Source organism: Rhizobium phaseoli, assembly GCF_001664385.1.
GTDB lineage: Bacteria > Pseudomonadota > Alphaproteobacteria > Rhizobiales > Rhizobiaceae > Rhizobium > Rhizobium phaseoli.
Genome location: NZ_CP013532.1, coordinates 4,178,433 through 4,203,242, shown reverse-complemented (window position 1 = coordinate 4,203,242; position 24,810 = coordinate 4,178,433). Strand labels below are relative to the sequence as shown.

Genomic DNA, 24,810 nt, shown 5'->3' with positions numbered 1-24,810 from the left:
AGAGCCCATGACCAAATCAAGCAACGACCGCCAGTTTCGTCCCGTCGCCGTTCCCGATGTCGAGCTCGGCGGCTTCTGGGGCAAATGGCAGGACGCCGTCTGCAATTCCACCGCCGAAACCCTGCTCGACCGCTGCGTCGAAGCCGGCATGCTGAAGGCAATCGATGTCGACCAGCCGAGCCCCGGCGTCGTCATTCCCATCCAGCCCTGGGGCGGCACGACGCAGATGTTCTGGGATTCCGACCTCGGCAAGTCGATCGAGACCATCGCCTATTCGCTCTATCGCCGGCCGAACCCGAAGCTGGAGGCACGTGCCGACGAAATCATCGACATGTACGAGAAGCTGCAGGATAAGGACGGTTATCTCAATGCCTGGTTCCAGCGCGTCGAGCCAAGCCGCCGCTGGACCAACCTGCGCGATCATCATGAACTCTATTGCGCCGGCCATCTGATGGAGGCTGCGGTCGCCTATTATCAGGCGACCGGCAAGCGCAAGCTGCTCGATATCATGTGCCGCTTTGCCGATTACATGATCAAGATCTTCGGCCATGGCGAAGGCCAGATCCCCGGCTATTGCGGCCATGAGGAAATCGAGCTGGCGCTGGTCAAGCTCGCCCGCGTCACCGGCGAGAAGAAATATCTCGACCTGTCGAAATACTTCATCGACGAGCGCGGCACCGAGCCGCACTTCTTCACGGCGGAGGCCGCTCGCGACGGCCGGAGCGCTGCCGACTTCCATCAGAAGACCTACGAATATGGGCAGGCGCACCAGCCGGTGCGCGAGCAGACGAAGGTCGTCGGCCACGCGGTGCGGGCCATGTACCTCTATTCCGGCATGGCCGATATCGCCACCGAGTATAAGGACGACAGCCTGACGGCGGCGCTGGAAACGCTCTGGGACGATCTGACGACCAAACAGATGTATATCACCGGCGGCATCGGCCCGGCGGCGTCCAACGAAGGTTTCACCGACTATTACGATCTGCCCAATGATACGGCCTATGCGGAAACCTGCGCCTCCGTCGGCCTGGTCTTCTGGGCAAGCCGCATGCTCGGGCGCGGGCCTGACCGGCGCTACGCCGACATCATGGAGCAGGCGCTCTATAACGGCGCGCTGCCCGGCCTTTCCACCGACGGCAAGACCTTCTTCTACGACAATCCGCTCGAAAGTGCCGGCAAGCACCACCGCTGGAAATGGCATCATTGCCCCTGCTGCCCGCCTAATATCGCCCGGCTGGTGACCTCGATCGGCTCCTATATGTATGCCGTTGCCGACGACGAAATCGCCGTGCATCTCTATGGCGAGAGCACGACACGGCTGAAGCTTGCCAACGGCGCTGCGGTCGAACTCCAGCAGGCGACCAACTATCCGTGGGAAGGTGCGGTTGCCTTCACCACCAGGCTGGAGAAGCCGGCAAAATTCGCCCTGTCGCTGCGCATTCCCGATTGGGCGGATGGCGCCACCCTCAGCGTCAACGGAGAAAAGCTCGATCTCGGCGCCGTTACCCGTGACGGATATGCCAGGATCGATCGGCAATGGGTCGACGGCGATCGTGTCGATCTTTTCCTGCCGCTTTCGCTTCGCCCGCAATATGCCAATCCGAAGGTGCGCCAGGATGCCGGCCGCGTCGCCTTGATGCGGGGCCCGCTGGTCTATTGCGTCGAGACGACGGACAATGGCCAGGATCTCAACACCATCGTCCTGCCGCGCGAACTGTCGGCGGCCGAAACCGTCGTGCTGAAGGACCTCAACGATGCCGTCGCCCTCGATCTCAAGGTCGAGCGCGAGGAAACGTCGAACTGGGGCGCGCCGCTTTACCGCAAGGCGCCGGCCGAAAGGCAGGTCGCCACGGCGCGTTTCGTGCCCTATCATCTCTGGGATAACCGCGCGCCCGGAGAGATGCTCGTCTGGGTCCAGTCGGACAAGTAGGTCGTTTGGGGATGACGAACGGTATGGCTAACAAGAGCGTCGTGCTCCAGGACGTGCGAAAAAGCTATGGCAATCTGCAGGTGGTCCACGGCATCGACCTGACGATCGAAGAAGGGGAATTCGTCGTCTTCGTCGGCCCGTCCGGCTGCGGAAAATCGACGCTGCTTCGTATGATCGCCGGCCTCGAGGACGTCACCGACGGCGAGATCGAGATCAAGGGACGTGTTGTCACCGATCTCGATCCATCCGAGCGCGGCATTGCGATGGTCTTTCAGTCCTACGCGCTCTACCCGCATATGAGCGTGCGGGACAATCTCGCCTTCGGCTTGAAGATGGCGCGCACGAGCGCGCCCGAGATCGAGATGCGCGTCAAGGCCGCTTCTGCGATCCTGAAGATCGACCACCTTCTCGACCGGCGGCCCGGACAGCTTTCCGGCGGCCAGCGCCAGCGCGTGGCGATCGGCAGGGCGATCGTGCGCAAGCCCGATGTCTTCCTGTTCGACGAACCGCTGTCCAATCTCGATGCCGAGCTGCGCGTTTCCATGCGCATCGAGATCGCTCGCCTGCACCGCGAACTCGGCAACACGATGATTTATGTCACCCACGATCAGACCGAGGCGATGACGCTTGCCGACAAGATCGTCGTGCTGCGCGACGGCCGGGTCGAGCAGGCCGGAACGCCGCGGCAGATCTACGAAGATCCGGCCAATACCTTCGTGGCGGGCTTCATCGGTTCGCCGAGGATGAACCTGCTGAACGCCCGCTCTGCCGAGCAAGGTCTGGTCGAGGTGGCCGGCGTCCGCATCGAAACCGCCTTGTCCTGCACCGGCCGGCCAGCCGGCGGCGCCGTGACGCTCGGTGTGCGGCCGGAGCATCTGAAGGTGGCGCCCGATCGGTCGGGCAGGCTGGTCGCCACCGTCGATTTCTCGGAATATCTCGGGGGAACGCAATATCTCTACTGTCAGCTCGGCGATGGCCAATCGCTGACCGTCGAGCATCGTTCGCCGGTCAGCATCGCGGCCGGCGACGAGATCGGCCTGCTTTTTGAGCCGGCCGATTGCCGGCTGTTCGACGAGGGCGGCAATCGGCTGCGGTAATTGCAGCCGCTATAGCGCTCAAGGAATTATGCAGTAGGTCTCAGCCGACGAGATCCAGTTTCATCAATTGCGAAGCCCGCTGCCGGGCTTGGCTGTCGGCGCTGAAAACATCGTCCATCTCGGCAGCCGGCGGCAGGTGGGCCAGATCGTCCATGACCCTTTCGGTGATGTCGGCCATGGCGAGGAAGGACAGGCGCCCTGCGATGAAGGCTTCCAGCGCCACTTCCTTGGCGCCGTTCAGCACAGCGCCCTGGACACCGCCGCGGGTCATCGCAAGACGCGCCAGCCGCAACGCCGGGAACCGCACCTCATCGGGCGCCTCGAAATCGAGCCTCGCGAGCCTGGCGAAATCCAAGCGCTCGATCGGCAGGTTCGGCCGGCGCGGAAAGGACAGGGCATAACCGATGGCGGTGCGCATATCGGGCGCGCCGAGCTGGGCCAGCACAGAGCCATCTGTATAGCCGACCATCGAATGAATGATCGATTGCGGGTGGAGGATGACCTCGATCTGATCGGGTGTCAGGCCGAACAAGTGCCGGGCTTCGATCATCTCAAGCGCCTTGTTGAACATCGAAGCACTATCGATCGAAATCTTCAGGCCCATCGACCAGTTCGGATGGGCGCGGGCGGTTTCCACCGTCACATCGGCCATTTCCTTGAGCGAGGCGGTGCGGAAGGGGCCGCCCGAGGCCGTCAGGACGACACGTTCGACCGCGTGGCGCTGGTTTTCTTCCAGCACCTGGAAAATCGCATTGTGCTCGCTGTCGACGGGAAGCAGCCTGCCGCCGCCTTCACGGATCGATTTGAGGAAGAGATCGCCGGCCGAGACCAGGCATTCCTTGTTGGCAAGGGCGATATCGGCGCCGCGGCGTGCGGCGGCCAGTGTCGGCGCGAGACCCGCCGTGCCGACGATTGCCGCCATCACCCAGTCGGCTTCGCAATCGGCGGCTTCCATAAGGCCCGATTTTCCCGACGCGACCGCGATGCCGCTGCCGGAAAGCGCGCTCTTCAGCGAATCGTAATGCCGGTCGCTCGCCGTCACCGCCAGTCGCGCGCCCGATGCTTTTGCCTGCCGGGCCAGCAATTCGACATTGCCGTTGCCCGTCAGCACGGAAATTTCGAAGTTGTCCCGTCCGCCCAGGTGTTCGACGACATTGAGCGTGTTGCGGCCGATCGAGCCGGTCGAACCGAAGATGCTGAGGCGCCGCGGCGCGGTTTTGCCGGTCGTCATGTGGAATTTCGCGAAAATTTATCTCGTAGGGTCAGGCTCTACTAGGGTTTGGAGGGTGCGGCAAGTGCGCGGTGCAGCAGATTTCGGCCCTCAAGGGGTTTACAGAGCGGCGGCGAGATGTGAGTCTGGCGACATTCCTGCGGGAATCGTGAATCCCAGGCAGCCGCTGATGGTCGCCCGGATATCCAAGGGCGCTGCGGCGTCCATTGAACAGGCACTTGGCTGCCACCGGCCGTTTCGGCCACACATTGAGATCGAGGATGACGTTGGGATGGACGGCTTTGCCGCGCTGCTCCCTTGCGGGTTCGCTGTGCGCATTTTGCCGCGGCATCCCTCCTTGAAAGACGAATTGGTCACATGACGATAGTCAGAATAGCCTGCATTCTTTTCACCGTGCTGCCTTCGCTCACCGCGGCTGCAAAAGCGGACGACCTGCTGATCTGGTCGCCCGCCAAGCTTTCGGAGCGGTCGTACAAGGCGACGATGGGCTTTCGTCTGCCGGCGGAATGGGAAACGAGCGCCGGCGCCGACATCGCACTGGCGGCGACGAAAAGCGGCGCGCCGCTGCCCGATTCCGAACAGGCGATGCTCTGGGGCAGAATCGTCAGAACGAACGTCACTCCGGCCGGCCAGTCACAGCGGGGTGTGAAGGTGAGCGTCGATACGCTGCGCGGCAGCGGCGCGCTGACGCTCAGCCGTTCGCGCAGCTGGATCCTGTCGGATTCGCTCGACATGCAATCGAGCCGCTCCGTCAGCGTCGGCTACGATCCGATCGATGCCCGGCAGGCCTCAGTCACGGCGTCGCAGGCGCTGAAACTCATCCATCCCTGGACGGGAACCTCGCTCTCGGCCGGCGCCGGCCTCAGCAATGCCAGCGGCGACTTCTCCAGTTCGGTGGCCGTCAGTCAGACGATCCTGCCGAACCTCAATCTCGATGCGTCGATGACCAACCCGTTTTCGCAGGACGAGGCCGGCAGCGTCAATCTGCGCTATCGGCTCAACTGGTAACAGGCTGAAACCAAAACCAACCGGCAGGCGTTTCCTTTCAAGATTTCACAGAGGAACAGGTCATGGTTTTCAAGGAGCAGACATTTCACGGGCTCGCGCCTGAAATGGAAGCGGAAATCGCCAATCGTGCGTCGGTCGAGGCGGCCGTCGCCAATGCGCTGGCGATCGCCGGCGGCATCGATGCGTCCGATGTCGAGGTGACGATGGAAAAAGACCAGATCGTGCTCAGCGGCACGGTCGGCACAGTCGGCGAGATCGAACGAGCGACCGCGGTCGCGAAGGCCGTCGAGGGAGTGCAGAGCGTTCAGAACCGGATCCTCCTTGGCGGATTCTCCCTGGACGGCACGCATTGATGGTGAGGGGGCTCCATCGCATCGGCAGGAGCGCGCCGTGGCTCGATGGCGAGCCGCGCTGTCTTATCAGTTGGTCTTTCTGGGGCCTGCGTTCAGCTGATCAACCGGCGAAACGCTCGACGAGAAAAGACGAGCCGGCCGGCCGATCGGTCTTCGCCGTGGTCACCGGTCCCTGCAATTGATAGGCGATGGTGAGAAGCAGAGCGCAGACCGCCACATAGGCGATTGCCAGAACAGTCATCTTGATAAGCATGGCGAATACTCCCATTTCGCCCTAAACGCGGCGGGATTTGCGAAGTTCCTTGCCGGGGAGACCAGATGAAAAGCCCGGCCGAAAGAATGAACTGACCCCCAAAAGTTGGACGGTCTAAAGGCTGGGGAGATTTAGGGGCTGGGTCCTGTATTGTACAGGGCTCAGCCCTTTGAGTTTCAGTTTGATACGCTGATGATTATAGTAGTTGATGTAGTCTGCCACCCCATCTTGCAGGCTCTTGACGCTGTCAAAGTCGTTGGGGTGGAAGAACTCGGATTTGAGAATGGCAAAGAAGCTTTCGATGGCAGCATTGTCGAGACAGTTGCCCTTGCGTGACATGCTCTGATTGATGTGACGTTTCTGAAGCATGCGCTGCCAGGCCGGCATCTGGTAGTGCCATCCCTGGTCGGAATGCAGGATCGGCCGGTCATCGTCTTGCAAACGGCTCACGGCCTTGGTGAGCATGTTTTCGACGAGTTTGAACACCGGCCGTCTAGCGGTTTCGAACGCAATGATTTCCCCATTGAACAAGTCCATGATCGGCGAGAGATAGAGCTTTTCGCCGGCCACGTTAAATTCCGTCACATCGGTCACCCATTTCTGATTGGCGCGCTCGGCGGTGAACTGCCGCTTGAGGAGATCGGGAGCCACGCGTCCCTCCTCGCCCCTGTAGGATCGATACTTCTTCGGCCTGACCTTAGACTTCAAGCCGCTCTCGACCATCAGGCGCTGAACCGTCTTGTGATTGACCGTCTCTCCCAAGCCGCGCAGCGCCGCCGTCACCCGGCGATAGCCGTAGCGGCCCTTGTGGGTGTCGAAGATCGATTTGATCCTCTCCTTGAGAACTCCGTGCCGGTCGGGCCGGGACAATGCCTTTTGCTGATAATAGAACGTGCTGCGCGCCAGGCCCGAAAGCGCAAGCAACCCGTCAAGCGGATGGAACGGCCTTAACGCTTCGACGACTTGCGCTTTTTCGGCGCTCGTTGCTGCGTTAAGGCCTCCAGTTTTTTTAAGTAGGCATTCTCCATGCGCAGATAGTTCAGCTCCGCCAACAGATCTTCACGGCTCTTGGCATCGTCACTGTGTGGAGCATCTGGTCCACTGGCTATGATAGGCGACTTGGGCATCGATCGAGGTCTTCCTCTGCGGCGCGGGGCCAAGGCTTCGATCCCACCCCGTTCATATCGCCTCTCCCAATCCGGAAGGCAGCTGGCATTGCGAACGTCGAAGATCGCAGCCGTCTGGCGATAGGACAACCCATCCTCCCACATCCGCTGTAGGACCGATAGCTTGAAGTCAGCATTATAATGGCTGAATTTCTTCACCAATCCAGCCGAACCATGCGCAGCATGGCTCGCTACCCATTTGCGAACGGTCGCAGGATCAATGGCAAACCGCGTGCTCACCTCTTGATAGCTACGCTCGCCATTCCCGTAACACTCAACAACAGACTGCTTGAAAGCCAGGCTGTATTTGGACATGCAAAACCCCCGAAGGTGGATGTCCAACTTTCGGGGGTCAGTTCAAAGAATCGGCCGGGCTTTGCCTTATCGGCAGATTCGGGTTTCCTTGATGACCGTATGACCGTGGCGGCGGATCCTTTCCGTCTTGGTGAAGCAGTCGCTGGAAACGTAACGCCGCCGCATATCGTGGCGATAATAGGGACTGTGGTGGCGGTAATAGGGGCGTTCCGAATCACGGTAATAATGGGGGCGCGCATCGTCCGTGGTGATGGTCACACTTGCCGCCTGGGACGGCACTGCGGACACAACGGACGCTGCGGCGAGCGTGCAGGCGAGGATAAACTGTTTCATGACGAGCCTCTCTTTCTCAGTTGCTCACGGCGAGCAACTCGGTTGTCATGGGGTCAACTCGCCGGAAGTGTCGTCGGTTCAATCACATAGCGTTACCGATTGTGTCGACAGCAGAAACCTTTGCGGCCGCGGATCGTTAGCGCAGGGAACAGCCGGAGGCCTCGATCATGGGACCGATTGCAAGGATCATCGCCATCGTCGCCGGGCTTGCCGGCGGCACGGTGTTTTCGCAGGCGCCGGAATTTGCCCAGCAGTACCGCCAGCGGATTGGCGGAGCGATTGACGAACTGCGGGTTATCGTCGAGGATTTCACCAGGCAGGCGGCCGAGCACCACCTCGATCGCCAGCAGGCGCTGAATACCTATGCGCAATCTTCCAACGATTTCCTGCGCGACCGCGGCGTCTCGATGCAAAGCACGATCGCACGCTACGAGACGCTGCAGTCGCAGCAGCTGAAACTCGGCACCGCCGCCCCGGTCGCCAAGCCGTTCGTGCTCATCGGGGAGCCGGATGATGTCGTTTTCGCAAATACCTGGCGGGATTTCGTACCCGGCGTGCCGGTCAGCTTCGCAGGCCTTGTCTGGGCTGCGATTGGTTTTGTCAGTGCTTGGGTCGTTGCGGCGCTGCTCGGATTTGGCGTGCGGCGGGTTGTGCGCGGCCGGCGAGCCTCTCCCCAGATGCGATGAATCGATATGGGAAGCAATGCGGTCGGCGCTGATTTGCAAGACGAGATCGATCAGTCTAACTAACCCCGCAACACGCAAGGAAGGCCAAAGAGAATGCAGACCATCTGGAAGAAGCCGGTGACGATCGCCCTTGAAGGTCCGGATCAATGGGTGGTGATACAAACCACGCAGGCTGCGACATGGGCGCTGATCGAAGACTGGCCGACAGACGAGGGTCCCGCCTTGGATCGGGCCTGTGCCGTATGCGCCGATGTCATCTCCGGAAAGCGAAGCCGGGAGGAGGCGCGACAGGCTTTCATCGAAGCTGCAATCGAGGCGGGAATTCCGATCAAGGTGTGAGGCAATGCCCGATCTGCTCAGCGCTAAAGACTGGTGATCCCGGCGCGATTCGAACGCGCGACCCCCAGATTAGGAATCTGGTGCTCTTTTCATAGCGGTACGTACTTTACTGGTAGTTACTGCCACTCTCCAACGGTTGATTGGTTCTCCAGTCATCAATGGGCAGCAAGGCCACACCTGGGCTTGCTGTTCCCAAGCCGACGCTACGAGTGAATGGCCCTGTCAAGGCCTTTAGAGCGTCAGCGTGCCTTTACAGGGACAGGCACGAGTGGCTTATCAAACAAAGAAGTATCCGCCCCTCAGGCGGATTCCGTTTAGGTATACGAGCCTTTTGGACCAGCGACCTTCCGTCTTGCGGTCCGTTCGGCCGTATACAACAAATGCCGGGCCCATTGGCCCGTCATTTTCGTCGAGCTTGCGAGACGCTTCGGCTTTAGCTTGGTCACTGGGATGGCAACCTTTACATCACCACGTGAGCATACGTCGCAACAAAGGTGGCGATGGTGCCGCGAGTGCCAGAAAGCTCGCGCTCGATTACGAGGATACTTTCAGGCTAGGGAGCCAACGAACGCCAACTCCATAGTAGCGTTTTGTCGCGGCGTCGCTCCACCCGAGGAACTCAACATTGTTCCGTTCGTAGTAGCTCTGCATCGCCTCTGACGATTCAGCCCAGTGGTCCCCACGCTCCATAGCCTTAACGGTTGCAACGGACAACCCGGTCTCATCTGCGATGACTTTTTGCGTCTTGTTCAGGAGGGCTCTAGCGGCTGGAAAGGATATCCCGACGTCTTCGGTCCGAAATTGTGATCGCTCCTCCGGAAGGCTTACCGGATCAGGCGCGCTCCATTTCGCGCCGGCACCGGAGACCTCGGTCCCGATCTTGGCTTCTCCCAGAAACTCAATGCCACGGGAAATGTAAAAGTCGACAAGCGCGAGATTGAGATCGAACATGGATTCCGACGTTTCGGCTGTCGAAATGTATCGTCTCGTGACGCCCGCTAGATCGGCGGCTTCTTGCTGTGAAAACCCCGTTAATGCACGTGCGATCCTGAGTGCTTCCGGTGGAGCAGGTAACCTCATTCATCCGAGAAGCCGCTCTGCAGAAAAATTGTCAACATTTACCGTATGGGGTCTTTTAATATCCGAAGGGGAGGCTATAAGGATTCCTTTAGGATTTAAAAACATCCCAAATATGGAGGTCACGTTGACACCAAGTGATTCGGGCGCGCACGAGGTAACAGCGGGCCGACATCGGCGACTTGTCGCGCGGAACCAAAGGTTGATCGATGACGTGACACTGAGCCAGGCCGTGGAAAACCGATCGGTGTGCTGCTTGATGTCTGAGACGGTCGGCCGCCCTAGCCCGATTATCGATCCGACGTCACGACCTCTGTCTGTTGTTTGGAATGCGAAACGCGGATACGCGGAGGACCATCTTGTATCGGCATCTGCGTGAACCTGCCGGCGGCCAGTAGGGATGGTGGGTCTGTACCCTCTCGGCCAACAAAAACCTGAACTCGTCAAATTTTAGGATGTCTCATGCCGAACCCTGAGCCAGGCAAGCGATCACGCGTGCCGTGGAATACGAGAACTCGCGAGTGGCGCTACGTCACTGTGCCGATCTATATGGCGTATTGCGCCGTCGCTGCCGCACTGAGGCCTTGGAATGGTATAGAGCGGAAATTCATAGCGACGTTGGTCTTCAAAGACGATTACTACCAACCGATCTACTCGCAAGCAGCTCAGGTCTTCGCGCGGGAGATTTGGAAGGGTTCCGATTGGGAGACCTACATTTTCGAATGGTCAAATTCGCCGTTTCGTCACCAGTCGCTCGCTGAAAAGAACGGGCGTGGCATCTTTTTATCGCCCCCCGGGTACAGGCTTACTGACGACGAGCGACTGTTTTCAGATGCTGTGATCGAAATCGAGCCTCGGTCTCCGGAGCATGCAAGGGCTGCATTACGGCGCGCTGCAATTCCGGTCGATGATGAACTCGTCGAGCTGTTGATTTCGGCACCGTGGGCAAGGCTTCATTCCGCCTTTCAGGACCGGCGTGGTCCGGTCCAAGGTTTGGAACGCCTTCGACGCGAGACAGCCAGGCTCAAAGAGGTCGAGTCTGCCAAAATCCTGCGCGACGATGGTCCTACACTCGACGACATGCATGGTCTTGGGCCTGCTGTGGAGTGGGGACGAAACCTCGCGAAAGACCTCGCAGATTACAAATCTGGCCTTATCGGTTGGAACGAAGTCGATGGCGGCGTCTTGCTTTCCGGGCCTCCAGGCATTGGAAAAACGCTGTTCGCGACGGCGCTCGCTAATTCGTGCAAAGTACCGATCATCTACGGCTCGGTTTCTAAATGGCAGGAAGCCGGCGCTCTGGATGCGCACCTTAAAGCCATGCGCGCGTCCTTCAAGCAGGCGCGTGACAATGCACCTTCGGTCTTGTTCATCGATGAATTCGACACCTTGGGAAAACGTACGGCCTCTGGCCAGAACGCGGGCTACCACAACGGCGTGCTTGCCGGTGCACTCGAATTGTTCGATGGCTTCGAACGTCGAGAGGGGGTAGTCGTGGTCGCTGCGTGTAACCAACCCCATCTCGTCGATGTTGCCCTCCTCCGAGCAGGAAGGCTTGACCGGCATCTGGAGCTGACGCTTCCCGACGGCCCCTCACGCCGCGGCATCCTGAAGTTTCACACTGGAATCGAGCTGTCTACCGCCGATGCGGAAATGTTCGAATTCGCCACGGAAGGGTTTTCGGGTGCGGAAATCGAGCGGCTCGTCAGGGATGCAAGGCGGACGGCCCGTCGGCAAGCTGATTATTTCAGCGCAGTCCACATTATCGATCAGCTCCCAGCCATTGAGAAGCTTCCTGAAGAATACCTCAGGGTGATCGCTTTTCACGAAGCCGGCCATGCCTTGGTCAGCTATGAAATTGGGCATGAAGTTTCAGGCATCACGATCTCCAAATGGCGGGTCAGCGGCGAGAGCCGAGTGCTTGGCAGCGTCGATTCAAAACCTTCACTGGTGCAGGCCAGGACCAAGACCACCTACCTCGACACCATAGCCATCTACCTGGGGGGTATCGCAGCTGAGGTGGAGGTCTTCGGAAGCTTCGCGGACGGGGCATCGGGTTCAAGTGAGGCCGATCTTAATAGGGCGACCGATCTTGCGACGATGGTCGAAGGTACGACCGGTATGGGCCACACGCTCGCTGTGGAGGCTACCGGTCCGGGGGAGTTCGCAAGGATGCGTCTATACAATCCGGAACTTCGAGAACAGGTCCACGTGTTGCTGGATAGCGAACTTGCCAGGACGAGGTCCATCATTCAAAGGCAGCGTCCTGCGCTGGACGCGCTGGTGGATAGGCTTATGGCAAATCCGACCATGACCGGACAGGACGTGGTCCAGGTGTTGCAGAGCAACAGGCGCTCGGTTGTCAGCCTTGCCAAGACACAGCTCAGGACGGGAACGTGATGGCAAAACGAACAAACGCAGCCGGCCGGCGGCCGGCGTCGAAGAAGCCATACGCGGGTTCGCTCGGCGAGATGCTCGACGATGCCGGATTTGAACCATTGGACAGGCGAATAAAGGTTTCTGATCGCGCTGGCGGAACCCAACTCGCATCGCCACCCAAGTGGTTCGATCCCGTGATCGAATTCTTGTGGGCAGCCCTACCGGACTTGGCCGCTAATCACTGGGACCATCTCTATATCGACGCTCTTCAATCTGCTTGCCAGGCGTTGGTCGCACTTGGTCAAGCAGTTCTTGATGGCGGTGGTGGCATCAAGGTTAACCCGGAGCCTGCGCAACCTGCCATCCTTCCCCGCTGGGACGATGTCGCGACAGTGGTCGTTTGCTTGGCTGCGCAAGTCAGTATGCTGGAGTATCGACATTTCACCGGAGCGCGCGACCGACCTAGTCCATCGGGACTTCGACGTCCAAATATTCGGTCGGATCACGGTAGCGGTCCGGCGTATCTGGCCCCAGAGGCGTTCCGAGTGTTCGAAAGCCTCGACCTGGTCCTTGGTGCTCGGTGGACGGAGCGCGCCGAAACAATATTCTGGCGTGACAACCCGTCAGAATGGGGCGTCGATTTCACGAGAGACCGCCGGTTCATACAAGCTCGGGACGCGGCCCTAGCAACCGTCCCCGACGACATTGCGGAGAAGATCGAGAAGACGGCGGTGATAACAGAGGAGAGTATCGTGGAGTGGCTTCAGATCGCGCCGAAAACCAAGACCCGAGAAGACGCGCTCAGGTCTCTCAGGTTTTGGAGCAGTCACAGTCTTGATCGTGTTTTCCATCGTCGATGGCGTTTGGATTGCGGATGGCTTTCGGTCGAGGAGTCGTACCGCACGCTTCTGATCGAAAACGATGCCCTATCGATCAACATGCGTCGGCATTTTGCAGCCCGATATCTGCCGCACGCTCCGTTTCTGAATGCATAAAGTTGGTGAGGTGCGGCGAGATCGCACGGTGTCGTGCATACCCCACCGCCGCTCGTGGAGAAATTGATGATCTCAATACCCGTAAAGGTGGCCAATCTGTTGCCGGCTGCTCAGTGCATGCTATTTCGATGAAAATCTGGGCCTTTTCAGACATTCATCTCGAGTTCGGCAAGCCGTTTACCGTGGCCCCGCCGGAAGACATCAACGTTATCGTTTGTGCCGGCGACGTTCTCGACAAAGGCGTGGTGCCCAGCATTGAGTGGCTTGCGAAGAGATTTGGTCCGGAAGTGCCGGTGGTCTTTGTCGCGGGAAACCACGAGTTCTACCGCAGTTTCCTTGTAGACAGCCTAGCCGCGGCGAATGCGTTGCGGGATCGCTATCCGCACATCCACTTTCTCGATGACCGTGATCTGGTCATTGACGACGTACTTTTTGCCGGAGCAACCCTTTGGACAGACTTTCGGCTATTCGATAGCAATCCCGAAACGTCTATGTGGTCCGCCCAACAGGGAATGAACGACTATCGGCGCATCAATCTGTCCAAACAGCCCTTCAGAAAACTCAAGCCCACCCATGCATTCCGGAAACACGGCGCTTCAATGGCGTTCCTGACGGAAAGTCTCGGTCGGGCCGACGTCAGGAAAAGGGTTGTCGTCACCCATCACGCGCCCTCATCGAGGTCGATTTCTCGATGGTTCCGAGATGACCCACTAGCGCCGTGCTACGCCTCGGATTGCGATGATTTCATAAGGGAGGCAGAGCCCGATCTGTGGGTTCACGGACACGTACACCAAAGACTGGATTACATGCTCGGATTCACCAGGGTCGTCTGCAATCCTCGTGGTTATCCCGGGGAGGCCACAGGGTTTGATCCCAACTTGGTGATTGAAATTTAGCGCTAGCGGAGCAGCATCAGATGTCAAACCATCGATTGGCTGGTAAATCAGCCAGAAAAACCAGAAGCGCCGTGGCAGGTTCGGTCGACTTGATGAACAAAATCCACCGACTGATGTGAAAAACTCCACGCACCAGTACGCCATTTAGGATCAGAACCTAAACCTTAGGAGAGCGTTGATGAGGAAGGACCAATCGAAATCGGTGATCCATTCCACACGTGACGATCCTCTTGGCATCGACCCCGACAAGGACTTCGATGCGGAAGTTCAGCGGATCGCCCGCAATGCTATCGAAGGCCGTCATCGGGAAGCCGTCCAAGCGGAAGTCCAAGCTGCCCTTCGACGATGGGGGATGCTGCCGGCGGCCGATCTTGCCGCGACGACGGCCACCGTCGCTCGCGCTCCTGACGCCGAGCCTGATCCCGGCGACGAGATCGTTGATTTTGACACCCAAGGTCTTGCCGAACTCGATCGCGAAGAGAGCGTTGAACTCGATGCCACACTTGAGAAGGCGCGAGCAATTGTGGATGAAGTTGAGCGGGCCAAGGCCAAGAAGTCCGACGAATAGTAAATTGAGCTGCGGTTCGCTACGAATGGGACCAAGACGCCAGGGGCGAAAAATACTGTCGCTGCTTCCTCCTTACTGGACGAAGCGACCGCTCAGCCCTTCAAGATCAAGTCCAGTGAAGATTAGGCCCGCCAGAGCAAGTTTGAATAGACCACAACGCCCGTATGCCAGCCATTCAACTGGTATCGCAGCCGGAAACGGCCGAGGATGCACTCTCGCCTTTTCGAGGCCTTCGGCAGCCGGAAGCATCGACTGGGTTATCACCGAAAATGCCGCAGCTGTGGAATTCTGCCGGCCACCCGGTAAAGATGTCCACCACTGACCAGTGTCGATCAGCTGAGTTCTTGGAGACTTGGAACCTAAGATTGGTGCGTTCAAGGAACAGCAGCGCCGTCGAGACGGATTACAAGCAGCCGAAGTTGGCGACTGAAGTTCAACGCGCCGCCGCGCTCTGTGCTCCTTCGCCTCTCTGTCTTCGAACCAGATACAGAGCAATGCTCTGGACCAACAGGCATCCCGCTGTCGAAAAGGCGAATGTTGTCTCGAGGGAGAATGTCGTGACGGTTATCCCGAAAATCATGAAGAACGTCGCAAAGCCATAAAGTGCGAATACCATTCCACGCAGCACCTGTCTGGCGGTTTCCGCGCCGCGCATTCGGTGGGCGAACAGGGCAAGGATCGTCCCGAAAATCGGAAACGAAGCCAGAAGGCCGGCGGTTCTAGCGCCCACGATACCCGCAACTGCTGTGACAGTCATTACGAGTGTCGTCACAATGACCATGCGAGCGGGCATGTCCCACCATGGAGGCGGACCATTCCCCGCGGCAGAGGGGCGAGGCGCAATCGCGAGGGCTGACACAGTAAGAACAGCGGCGGCGATCCTAGAACAATGGCCAGTTCGAAAGGTGCAATGACTGCAGTAGCGCTCCGACGACGGCGTAACCAGCCGCGCCGCCAACGAGAGCTATTTTCCAGCCGCGGGTCGCAAGAACCGCGTAACAAAGACAGAAGGCTCCCTGTGCGGCCGTTCCGATGAGCGAACCGCTGGATGCCGTGACTGCAAACCCCGGACCGTACTCGAGGACAAGGAAGGCGGCGACCGGGCCTGAAGTCAGCGGCAGGCCGACGAGCCATCCACCGATGGCGTCGCCCCAGCGTCGTCCCGCGAGTGTCGCCAGCAGGATGAGCGTGGGAGGGATGAGCAGTTTGAAGACAATCAGGCTCATGGGATTACCGCCTCGCGGACCGGGGAGCGCGCCCGATCCTCAGTGTAGGATTTGCGTCAGGAACAGCTTTGTCCGCTCGTGCTGCGGGTTGTCGAAAAACTCGGCTGGCGAGTTCTGCTCGATGATCCTACCCTGGTCCATGAATATGACCCGGTCGGCGACCTGACGGGCAAAGCCCATCTCGTGTGTAACGCACAGCATCGTCATGCCCTCGTCCGCCAACGACACCATCGTGTCCAGCACCTCTTTGACCATCTCCGGGTCAAGAGCAGACGTCGGCTCGTCGAACAGCATGATCTTGGGCTTCATGCACAGCGAGCGTGCGATGGCAACGCGTTGCTGCTGGCCGCCGGAAAGCTGGCCCGGGTATTTGTTGGCCTGCTCGGGAATGCGCACGCGCTTGAGGAAGTGCATGGCGATTTCCTCGGCCTGCTTGCGCGGCATCTTGCGAACCCACATTGGGGCGAGCGTGCAGTTTTCGAGGATCGTCAGGTGCGGAAACAGGTTGAAGTGCTGGAACACCATGCCGACTTCGCGGCGGACTTCGTCGATTTTCTTGAGGTCGCTCGTCAGTTCGATACCGTCGACCACGATCGAACCCGCCTGGTGTTCTTCCAATCTGTTGAGGCAGCGGATCATCGTTGACTTGCCCGAGCCAGACGGTCCGGCGATGACAATGCGTTCGCCTTCGCGGACTGTGAGGTTGATGTCGCGAAGAACCTGGAAATCGCCATACCATTTGCTGACGTTGGATAGGCGGATTGCGGATGGGTTGAGCTCGGCGGATTTCTGGCTGGTTGCGGTCATCGTAGGTTCCTGGTGAGGTAGAGGGCAGACTGAGGCGTTGGATGCCAGTCACGCAGCTTGTTGACGGTTGCCGCGCGCCCTGTTGGCGAGGCTTCTGACGCGCTTCGTGTCGCCCACGATACCGGGGACGGTTCCATCCATGAGCGGCACGGGGGTCGTCTTATGGCGCAGAGCCGCGAGGAGCTGCGTGCCGCCGACAACGCGCTGGGCACCGACGCAATCGGCAATCAGTTCGGCACAGGCCGAGTGCATCGGCAGGTTCCCGCCGCGCGGGCTGGCGAGGCCGTTGAAGTAGAGGCCGGGCGCGCGCGGAGCCACTGCACCGCCACCGATGCGGAGCGGTACACCCTCGGCCCAGTCGAGATGACCTTCCTCCAGGAACGGGAACGACGTCTTGTAGCCGGTGGCCCACAGGATCGTGTCGAACTCGCCCTTGCTTCGGGTAGACGCAGTCGTGGGCGTGGACATGGTTGCAAAGGGCAAGCCAGCCCCTGATCTGTACATCAAGGCCGCGGGGCTGCTCGGTCTCCGTCCGGAACAATGCGTGGCTCTGGATGACAGCGATCTCGGTGTCGCTGCCGCGGTCGACGCGGGCATAATGCGAGTGATCCAGGTGCCGGACCTGTTGGCCAGCCGGGAATTGCGAGCCCATCATCAGGCAGTCTCGCTAGACCGAGCCCGAGCGATCCTCGGCATTTAAACGGGCGACTAAAGTTTGAGCTGTTTCGCCGGTTCGGTCGCTTCCGTCGGCTTCTCAGGCACGTCCACTCATTTTTTATGCTCGGCCTAAACGTATTTCGCGACCCCCGTGTTTAGCACCTCTTCACGGGGCAATTCGAACCTCGACCTCTGGATTGGATGGAGGAGGCGCTCGAGCTACTCTCGTTCCGCTGGGAGCGTGTCTCTCAACGCCGCGATAGCCTGTGGGTCGAGGTACTTCGAGGCGGAGGTCCGCCGACATCTGGAAATGACGTAGGAAAAGTCTCCGACGCCCAATCCGATCAGATCAGATCACGCGCTCCCGTCAGTCGTTCCCTCCGGACGCTGGTTGGCGGGGATGTTCGAGAAGGAAGTAGCCGCCGTTGTTGCCGAAGATATCTTTGGCACCTCCAAGCACCTTACTCGCGATATAATGTTCGGGATAGCTGTTGCGAAGTTGCAGACCGCGGGCCTGCATCTCGGTCCAGAGCTCGTCGCGCCGGATCGGTTTGTTGTCCCGCTCCTTGAGGATCGCCGTGGCCAAATCGATGATTTGTTGTCGCTGGGTTGTACGCTTTTGATCGCTAACGGGCTTGGCCTGCTCGTGTATGGACCTCGGCGATTTTGCGAGAGATACGCCTCCACCACGAGGCGGTACGTTACCTTTCGCTGCGGATATTATGTAGCGCTTGGATTCTTCCGCTCGCTGTATCTCGTGTTCAACCCGCTGGCGTTCAGCCTCGATCCGATCACGCTCATTCCGCAAACGCTGAATGTCCAGGTCAATGTTGTGGAGTGCATCCTCAAGAGTGCCTTGCGCGTTCGACATTCCATCTCCTCGTCGCAGCCAGTCTAGCTACGAAAATCAGTCGCTCAAGATGCAGTTAACATGGCCAGTGAGGCTTTGCCACCGCGGTAGATGCATCTGTCAGGTGATTTCTGTGGGCTGATGCACGAGCCATTCCGGAGGCGGTAAGGTGCGTGTCCACAGAGAATGCCCCCGCTGCGCGCACCTCGATCGCTTGCTTGAATAGGTACGTGAAACTGTTAGTGTGTCCGCGCGGACGATTCGTCCATAAACGCAAAGCGTCACGTGCGCTAACACGTGACGCCGAGGTCATCCGAATCCCTTCCACCAAGAAAGGAGCGAATATGTAGATTTCTATCCCGGCATTTTTCCCCCTGCAACAGTGAAACCGGTTTCACTCCGCGTCAGCGGTGTTGAAAATCTGTGACTTGGTCTTTGGATAGCGATTTTGAGTGCCTGGAGCCCAGTTCCGAGGACAAAATCGCACGTCGAGATACATTTCGGCAGGGGCATTCTTCGAATCACTTCGATGCGTGCGCGGTCGTCTTTTGCGGCCGCGCCCGCCGTGACAATGGACGTTGTCGTTCTGGATCAAGGTTCTAAGGTGAAAGCTGTACCCGCACTAACTAATGTGTGCCAGGCAGAAACGCGTACCTTTCGTGCGAGAACAACTTATGCGAAGTCCACTGACGTGCACTTGGCGGTGCGCTGCTGTTTGCGGCGTCCTGAGATCGTTAACATCGGTTGCGAGTGTTTCTTACGTCCTCCGGTGCTGCGCAGCCCTTGACCCCAAGATTCGTCGCAAGAACGCGCGCACGGCAATCTGCGTGTGGCAAGAGTGGAGAAAAACATGACGCGACTAAAATTCCTTCCGATACCTTTGGAGCTGTACCTCAAATTGAGGCACGAAACGACGTTTCGCACTCCCACCATGTATGTGATCAATGGGGAGGCCGTGACCGAGTGGTATTTGGCCGATTGCCCGCCCGGGGACGTGTCGCCGTCTCAGGATGAACCTGACGACATAGCGGAACTGATAACCCGCAACGGCCTCTGATCTTTCCGCCCGCTTGGACTCAATCGCAGTTCGAGCCGAAGCCAAATCCAGTCGAAGCACAGCACCGACGACCGCGAGACCTCGCACCGTATCGGAGAGGTGCGTTCCGAGGAAGCCGACATGTTCCTAGTGGACGAAATCACAATCCGACGCTGCTGTGTCGCCAGGAGACAATGACCAGTGGCACCCCAAGCACAAGTACGCAAATCTGGACGTCAAAAGCTCAACTCGTACCGGCGCAACAAGGCACGTGGGTTGAATTTCGTCGTTTGCCGCCAGCCGATGATGCGCTCAGGGCTTCTGAGAAGCTGGCATAGACTTTTCTTGATAGGGAGGTCCGAGGACGGCTCCGTCGTAGCCCATCCCATGGAGATCATAGATCGCTACTTCGACGATCACCCGAAAATGTCGAAGCAGCACAGAAAGGAGACCTGCCAGGTTTTCGGCCTCCTGATTGACCATACCGTCGCGATCCTTCCGTCGTTGACCGCCGCACAACTCAAAGGGGACGCGCTGCCCCTGGAGAATGTCCTCTTTCGATCGTTCGCCGTCGCGCTTGCCTACGGGACGATTTCATTCCGTGACGACGGAGTGCCAATCGAAGAGAAAGGTTTGTTCTGGAGGACTCGTAGCGCACGGCGCGCGTTCCGTCTTCTCTCGGTCCTCGACACATTCTTCGACCATCTGGGGAAGATGGGCGTCACGCCCGAGTGGCTAGAGCGGTATAAAGGCACCACCAGCTCATCGGAGGCATTCAGGGCTACGGCTCACCTTGCTGTTCGACGCTCGAAATCACTGCTCGCCCATCTCAAGCAATATATGGATGCCGAGGATGGCAAGCCACCACACCCTTTCACCGGCGTTGTTCGTTCTCCCGGCAGGTCGACGCCAAAGACGTACTCTTTCCCTGCTAGGTGGGTTCCAGCGTTCCTGTTGGAAGGTTTCACGAACGAACGGGGCGAGACAGACGAGACGGCTCAGCTAATCGCGTTCTTCCTGTTCTACGGCGGGTTGCGGACTAGCGAGTCGTTCCATCTGTTTTGCTCGGACGTCCAGTTCGTCGGGCAGACGCCGGCGGTGTACCTCCACCACCCGGAGGAAGGACTGCTGCAGTACGGCGCGGAATTGATCACGCGCAAGGATTATTTGCAGCACTTCCAGAAGACGTCGAGGACGATGAACGACGGTCGAGACGAGGCAGGCTGGAAAAGCGTTCGCAACGACGACGAGGGCGACCCTATCTATTGGCTTCCCGTCGGCGGGCTCAAGGATTTGCTGGGTAAACTCCTTAAAAGGTACCTGCGTGTTATTCGTCCGGCGTTGATGATGCGGCGACCTGCGCGACTCGGGGATCACCCGTTTCTCTTCGTCAGCTCTGGGCGCACGGGAACCGTAAACGGGGGCGACGTAGGCGATCTGTACACCCCCGCAGCATTTCGGTCGGCTTGGAAGGCCGCCGTGAAGCGGATCGCTCGCCGATATCCGGAATCTGGTTTGAAGTACGGAAAGCGCTTCGGAACGTCTCCGCACGGTGCTCGCCATTTCTATGGCAGGTTCCTACGGACGCTCGGGATCAGCGGTGACATCATTCAGGTCTGTATGCACCACAAGCACCCTGACAGCCACTTGCGCTACGTCGAACTCTCGCCAGACGAGGTCAACGCTATCCTCAAGAAAGCGGCGGCCAACGACAACGACCCTTCCGCTTCCATTGATAATCCGATTGCCGCAGCTCGGAAGGAATTTGTGGCGGATTTTCATGGGGAAACCTACGGCGTCTGGTCATCTTCCGGCGGGTCTCATCATTCGGGTCGGGGACGGAGGTCGCGCGCCCGCTGATTGAGCAACAAACGTGCCGCGGAATACCGATCGGCCAGCAATCCCAGGAGTCGTAATGCTTGTGTTCGAAACGGATGAAGGTCCGGTCCACTTCAATAACACCCCAAATCCACAAAGCATCGAGAAGGGCGGAAGGGTTGGGCGGTCGGTGAAGGCCGCCTGCAAGATGTTGGAGGAGTTGCCACACCAAATTCCCATCGACGACGCCATCAAGAGCGCGATGGACTTGATTTTGGACTCGAACGTTATTCTGTCGGCGTGGTGGTTCTACGGCAAGGAGACCGCTGTTCACAAAGAGGTCTGCCGCTATTTCGTGATGGAGACCACCTTTGGTTTTGACCTATACGAAAGGCTGGACGCAGTCGGAGCGTTTAGCTTTCTGGAGAAGCTCAAACCCTCCGCGCGACGCCACGCCGATGGTGCGATTATGCGTTTGTTGGCACCTTTCGTCATCTCTTCCGCCGGAGTGGACTCCGTGGAAAGCGCGCCGCTGGAATTTATCCATTCGGTAGTGGACACCTATCGGACGGATGAAGGGCGTCGTTGGAGAAAGGAGGTCTTTGGATCGTCAGAAATCGTGACGCAATGCGCAAAGAACGTCGTCACCGGTCTCTTTAAAATCTACGGTGACCCCAACCTTCTGATAAAATCGAGCGTAGGTCGGCGTGCGGGGGCGGAGGTTGGTTCCAAGATTTGGGACCAACTCCGCGCGTCTACTGATCCTCTAGACCAAGAAGTCGTGGCACTTGCCGACGACGTCCTCAAGAAAACGACAATTGCACCAAAGACTGTTCCGCAGGGATGTTACGACATTCTCTCGTGGTTGCGGTCCGAATACCCTGGGATGTCGCTCCTTGACGTTCTGACCTCGAAAGCACGACCTGTTACCTTCACCGAATTCTTGAAGCGGCGGAAAGGGAGCATAACGAATTACGTCGTAAGCCAAACCATATGCGTTAAGCGACTCCTTGATCATTTCACCGGCCAAATGGTCGATGAAAACCCAGTGCTGATGGTCTATCCGCTGATTTCTGAAGCCGAAATGGCCTTGACTAGAGCGGCTGGTCCACCGCCTGGCAAAAAGCCTAGCCATTCCAAAGCGCGACCCTTGCCCATCAAGCTGTTCGCTCTCGTTCGCGAGATTCTATCGGAAGGTGAGGGAGGATGGCCCGGGCAATCCGGCCACTTCAACGTCGAACTCATGATCGATGGCAAACCGCAGACTATATTTTGCCCGGTTATTCCAACGCTCCTCTTATGCGCAACACATTTGCCGCTGCGGATCGGTCAATGGCGCAGATTGGACAGTGGGGAAGGCGACAGAGTCCAGTTCAACTCCGACACGGGTCAATGGGAGAACAACCCAGGTCCCCTGGCAGGCTTCTGGGCCGCGGAAGAAGACGGAACCGACGTGCCCACCCATGGATACGCCCACCGGTTCGAGGAAAGCACTACCACAGGCATTTTCGTAAACACCAACAAGACCGGGTCGCCTTACGTACTGCCTTGGCAGCACGAGTTTATTCTCGGAAGGCTTTGGGCCCTCCGAGAGTGGCAGCAGAAGTACAATCCGATTGACGATGCTATCGGTCCCGATGAGTATCTCGACGCGCCGGACAGAATGCCTGAGCGCACGAAGCGCGGCATGCCTCGAATCCACGCGCTCTTCAGGCTGTTTCCAACGTCGGATCGCCCGTTCAAAGGTAGAATTGTCACAGGGTCGGAAGTAGGTCACGCGTGGCAATATGTCATGGCGGAAGCCCAGCGCCGATGGAACGAACGTGAACCGTCCAATCAGATTGACATTGTAAAATTCAACTCCATCACGGGCCAACCATCGAGCTGTATCTACAATCTCCACGGGCTGCGGGTACGTGGACTGACCGACCTCTACCGCGCCCGCGTCCCCATGGAAATCCTGAGCAAGCTCGTGGCCGGGCATGCCACGTTTATGATGACCAGATATTACCTAGAGTGGGACCCGGACAAAGTCCATCAACTGCTGGAGGCCGGAGCGATCGAAGCCGCTGCCCAGCATCAGAGAGAGCTAATTGATGGTCTGAAGTCGTGGAACTACGAGCAGGCTCGCAAGAGGACGGTGGCCCTCGAAGCCGCCGCAATCGAAGAGGCAGTCTCGTCGCCGTCGAAACTGGAATACTGCAACGTCGATATCGGAGTGTGCCCGTTCGATTGCACTCGGTGCTGGGACGGCGGTCCCATCGATCGCAAGGAAACTGTAAAGAACGGGCCTGACAAGCATACCTACAAATCTGTGCCAACGAGGAATTGCGTCATTTGCCGACATTTCGTGACGGGACCGGAGTGGATGAACCAGCTTGAATGGTACGGTTCGAAGCTGTGTGAGCAACGTAAGCATCTTGCTTTGCTCGAGAAAGAAATCGTTGAAAAGGTAGATGAGCTGCGCGCTCGGTTCGACAGTGGCGCAGTAACCAAGGCCGAATATCTGCAGAAGTACGACGCATTCCAGTCCGAGTTGATGCCGGTGCTCGAAGAGCAGGAATTAGTTCAGCAGGGGATTTTCAATACCGATGTGTTGCTTGCCGCATGCGGCAAGCTACTCGATGAGATGAAGCCTGGCGATGCACCCGCACGTATCGTCTGGGACAAAGAGCGCGTTACCGAATTTGTCGAGGTCGACCATTTTGAATTCGCGCTCTTCATGTCGGTCGCCGCGAGACATTATCCGCTGCTTGGTGATCCACGCATCCGCAACGCGCTCTCCAGTCATCTGAATCGGATAGCTTTCAACGGCGGGATTGTTCCTCCCGAACTCAATTTCAAGTCCACTGAGGCGCAGCGGCGGAAATGTGCGGACCTTTTTGCCGACTTCATGGTGAGGCGTACCACAGCATTGCAACGGAAACAGTTGGTCGACGGAAGTTCACGGCTTCAAGATTTCGGTATTCACACCGAGATGCAGACGCTTGTCTCGAGCGTAATGGACGAGTCATTTAGTCTGGACCGGCGGGAATCCTTGTTGCTGGAGGCCCAAGCATGACGTCGCGAATTGCGGATATCATCAAGGTCGCCGACAAAAAATGTCTCGCCCTGACGCAGCAGGAACCTGAGGCCAATACGATCTCTCACCGCAACATGCGGATGTTGTGGACCATATGCCAAGGCTTAGTAGGTCGCCCTAAACCGCTCAAGCCGACAGTCCCTCTGATCATCGAGGAAGGCATCGCGAAATATGGCGAGGACGTCTTTCCGATGACCAGCACCATCTACAACGACTACCCGGACATTCCCCGAATTTGGCGCGAGGCCTACGTGTCGATCAGGGATATGCAATCGGTCGATCCGATGTCGAGAAAGGACTTGGACAAGGTCGACACGTCGATCATGAGCGAAGGCGACCGCTACAACTTCCTGGAAATCCGAAGGCTGCTGGAGGAAACCGAACTACAGAATGCTGCCATGCGTGCGATCGTTCGCCGGAAAGGCCCGGACGAAGAATCCCCCAGGGTCGACGCTATTGTAGACGGCCTAAACATCTGGGTGGATCGTATGGACCGACTTGGTTTCGGTCTGGATGAAGTGAGCCTGCATGTAACAGGCAGGACGCGTCCGGGGACGATCATCATGGACGCCGATCTGTTCAAAGACATCAAGAAATTCGTCGATGAACAGTTTCAGGCCCGGAAATCGCGGCGTTCGACAGACGGCTAACTGCGGAAATTAGGGCGAAGGCAGCCTCAGGACGGACTCTCGCCCAATTGTTCTGAAG

The 24,810-nt window shown here is 58.4% G+C and carries 23 protein-coding genes, 1 tRNA gene and 1 pseudogene; 14 read left to right on the top strand and 11 right to left on the bottom strand.

Going from position 1 to position 24,810, the window contains the following annotated elements; translation table 11 throughout:
- Positions 1-7 precede the first annotated feature (7 nt).
- Together AMC88_RS20190 and AMC88_RS20185 are read left to right on the top strand one after the other, a co-directional pair.
- The gene (locus tag AMC88_RS20190) at positions 8-1,930 is read left to right on the top strand and encodes a glycoside hydrolase family 127 protein (protein ID WP_012485437.1); all 1,923 of its coding nucleotides are present in this window, start codon (positions 8-10) and stop codon (positions 1,928-1,930) included.
- Between the two features lie 11 nt (positions 1,931-1,941).
- Positions 1,942-3,027, top strand: a complete 1,086-nt coding sequence (locus tag AMC88_RS20185) for an ABC transporter ATP-binding protein (protein ID WP_012485436.1) — start codon at positions 1,942-1,944, stop codon at positions 3,025-3,027.
- A gap of 40 nt (positions 3,028-3,067) precedes the next feature.
- Here the strand turns inward: AMC88_RS20185 and dxr are convergent, their stop codons facing one another.
- Positions 3,068-4,258: a 1-deoxy-D-xylulose-5-phosphate reductoisomerase gene (gene dxr / locus AMC88_RS20180; RefSeq protein WP_012485435.1), complete on the bottom strand. Its 1,191-nt coding sequence runs from the start codon at positions 4,256-4,258 to the stop codon at positions 3,068-3,070.
- Positions 4,259-4,615: 357 nt separating this feature from the next.
- On the opposite strand from dxr, the gene AMC88_RS20170 reads away from it, so the two are divergent.
- Entirely contained in the window at positions 4,616-5,266 is a 651-nt protein-coding gene (locus AMC88_RS20170; protein ID WP_010023048.1) for a hypothetical protein, read from the top strand.
- A gap of 62 nt (positions 5,267-5,328) precedes the next feature.
- Positions 5,329-5,619, top strand: coding sequence for a BON domain-containing protein (locus AMC88_RS20165; protein WP_010023046.1), 291 nt, complete (start codon positions 5,329-5,331; stop codon positions 5,617-5,619).
- Positions 5,620-5,719: 100 nt separating this feature from the next.
- On the opposite strand, the gene AMC88_RS33715 is transcribed toward AMC88_RS20165, so the two are convergent.
- From AMC88_RS33715 to AMC88_RS20150, 3 genes and pseudogenes are all read right to left on the bottom strand, one after another.
- Positions 5,720-5,872, bottom strand: a complete 153-nt coding sequence (locus AMC88_RS33715; RefSeq protein WP_010023044.1) for a hypothetical protein — start codon at positions 5,870-5,872, stop codon at positions 5,720-5,722.
- 114 nt (positions 5,873-5,986) lie between these two features.
- Positions 5,987-7,353, bottom strand: a pseudogene (locus AMC88_RS33220) (IS3 family transposase).
- 66 nt (positions 7,354-7,419) lie between these two features.
- Complete coding sequence (locus tag AMC88_RS20150) at positions 7,420-7,686, bottom strand: hypothetical protein (protein ID WP_064825695.1); 267 nt, start codon at positions 7,684-7,686, stop codon at positions 7,420-7,422.
- 167 nt (positions 7,687-7,853) lie between these two features.
- Between AMC88_RS20150 and AMC88_RS20145 the strand changes: the two genes are divergently transcribed.
- Both AMC88_RS20145 and AMC88_RS20140 read left to right on the top strand, forming a co-directional pair.
- Complete coding sequence (locus tag AMC88_RS20145) at positions 7,854-8,372, top strand: DUF2937 family protein (RefSeq protein WP_010025651.1); 519 nt, start codon at positions 7,854-7,856, stop codon at positions 8,370-8,372.
- Between the two features lie 93 nt (positions 8,373-8,465).
- Positions 8,466-8,711, top strand: a complete 246-nt coding sequence (locus AMC88_RS20140; RefSeq protein ID WP_004679623.1) for a DUF982 domain-containing protein — start codon at positions 8,466-8,468, stop codon at positions 8,709-8,711.
- Positions 8,712-8,742: 31 nt separating this feature from the next.
- Here the strand turns inward: AMC88_RS20140 and AMC88_RS33215 are convergent.
- Positions 8,743-8,839, bottom strand: a tRNA-Arg gene (locus AMC88_RS33215).
- 406 nt (positions 8,840-9,245) lie between these two features.
- Complete coding sequence (locus AMC88_RS20135) at positions 9,246-9,662, bottom strand: helix-turn-helix domain-containing protein (protein WP_237353160.1); 417 nt, start codon at positions 9,660-9,662, stop codon at positions 9,246-9,248.
- 588 nt (positions 9,663-10,250) lie between these two features.
- Between AMC88_RS20135 and AMC88_RS20130 the strand changes: the two genes are divergently transcribed.
- The 4 genes from AMC88_RS20130 (at position 10,251) to AMC88_RS20115 (ending at position 14,626) form a co-directional block, all read left to right on the top strand.
- Positions 10,251-12,188, top strand: a complete 1,938-nt coding sequence (locus AMC88_RS20130) for an AAA family ATPase (RefSeq protein ID WP_064830063.1) — start codon at positions 10,251-10,253, stop codon at positions 12,186-12,188.
- Entirely contained in the window at positions 12,188-13,162 is a 975-nt protein-coding gene (locus AMC88_RS20125) for a hypothetical protein (protein WP_064830062.1), read from the top strand. Before AMC88_RS20130 ends, AMC88_RS20125 begins: the two co-directional genes overlap by 1 nt.
- Positions 13,163-13,290: 128 nt before the next feature.
- The gene (locus tag AMC88_RS20120) at positions 13,291-14,058 is read left to right on the top strand and encodes a metallophosphoesterase (protein ID WP_064830061.1); all 768 of its coding nucleotides are present in this window, start codon (positions 13,291-13,293) and stop codon (positions 14,056-14,058) included.
- Positions 14,059-14,236: 178 nt separating this feature from the next.
- Complete coding sequence (locus AMC88_RS20115) at positions 14,237-14,626, top strand: hypothetical protein (RefSeq protein WP_064830060.1); 390 nt, start codon at positions 14,237-14,239, stop codon at positions 14,624-14,626.
- Positions 14,627-15,059: 433 nt separating this feature from the next.
- On the opposite strand, the gene AMC88_RS32195 is transcribed toward AMC88_RS20115, so the two are convergent.
- From AMC88_RS32195 to AMC88_RS20100, 4 genes are all read right to left on the bottom strand, one after another.
- Positions 15,060-15,383, bottom strand: coding sequence for a hypothetical protein (locus AMC88_RS32195; protein WP_150128089.1), 324 nt, complete (start codon positions 15,381-15,383; stop codon positions 15,060-15,062).
- A gap of 124 nt (positions 15,384-15,507) precedes the next feature.
- Positions 15,508-15,852, bottom strand: a complete 345-nt coding sequence (locus AMC88_RS32190) for a hypothetical protein (RefSeq protein WP_081282713.1) — start codon at positions 15,850-15,852, stop codon at positions 15,508-15,510.
- Between the two features lie 39 nt (positions 15,853-15,891).
- Positions 15,892-16,659 carry an amino acid ABC transporter ATP-binding protein gene (locus tag AMC88_RS20105; RefSeq protein WP_064830059.1) on the bottom strand — a complete coding sequence of 256 codons (768 nt, stop codon included), beginning with the start codon at positions 16,657-16,659 and terminating at the stop codon, positions 15,892-15,894.
- Positions 16,660-16,707: 48 nt separating this feature from the next.
- Complete coding sequence (locus AMC88_RS20100) at positions 16,708-17,142, bottom strand: NAD(P)/FAD-dependent oxidoreductase (protein ID WP_167355273.1); 435 nt, start codon at positions 17,140-17,142, stop codon at positions 16,708-16,710.
- Here AMC88_RS20100 and AMC88_RS34705 point away from each other — a divergent pair.
- Positions 17,126-17,359, top strand: coding sequence for an HAD-IA family hydrolase (locus AMC88_RS34705; protein WP_064830057.1), 234 nt, complete (start codon positions 17,126-17,128; stop codon positions 17,357-17,359). The two genes, AMC88_RS20100 and AMC88_RS34705, sit on opposite strands and share 17 nt — an antisense overlap.
- A 324-nt stretch (positions 17,360-17,683) precedes the next feature.
- Here the strand turns inward: AMC88_RS34705 and AMC88_RS20090 are convergent, their stop codons facing one another.
- Positions 17,684-18,187, bottom strand: a complete 504-nt coding sequence (locus tag AMC88_RS20090; protein WP_064830056.1) for a hypothetical protein — start codon at positions 18,185-18,187, stop codon at positions 17,684-17,686.
- A 1,402-nt stretch (positions 18,188-19,589) separates the two neighbouring features.
- Between AMC88_RS20090 and AMC88_RS20080 the strand changes: the two genes are divergently transcribed.
- From AMC88_RS20080 to AMC88_RS20070, 3 genes are read left to right on the top strand one after another with little or no spacing between them, the layout of a single operon-like run.
- Entirely contained in the window at positions 19,590-21,062 is a 1,473-nt protein-coding gene (locus tag AMC88_RS20080; protein WP_064830054.1) for a hypothetical protein, read from the top strand.
- Positions 21,063-21,117: 55 nt separating this feature from the next.
- Positions 21,118-24,081, top strand: a complete 2,964-nt coding sequence (locus tag AMC88_RS20075; protein WP_064830053.1) for a VPA1269 family protein — start codon at positions 21,118-21,120, stop codon at positions 24,079-24,081.
- Positions 24,078-24,752: a hypothetical protein gene (locus AMC88_RS20070; RefSeq protein WP_064830052.1), complete on the top strand. Its 675-nt coding sequence runs from the start codon at positions 24,078-24,080 to the stop codon at positions 24,750-24,752. The genes AMC88_RS20075 and AMC88_RS20070 overlap by 4 nt, the downstream gene beginning before the upstream one ends.
- Positions 24,753-24,810 lie beyond the last annotated feature (58 nt).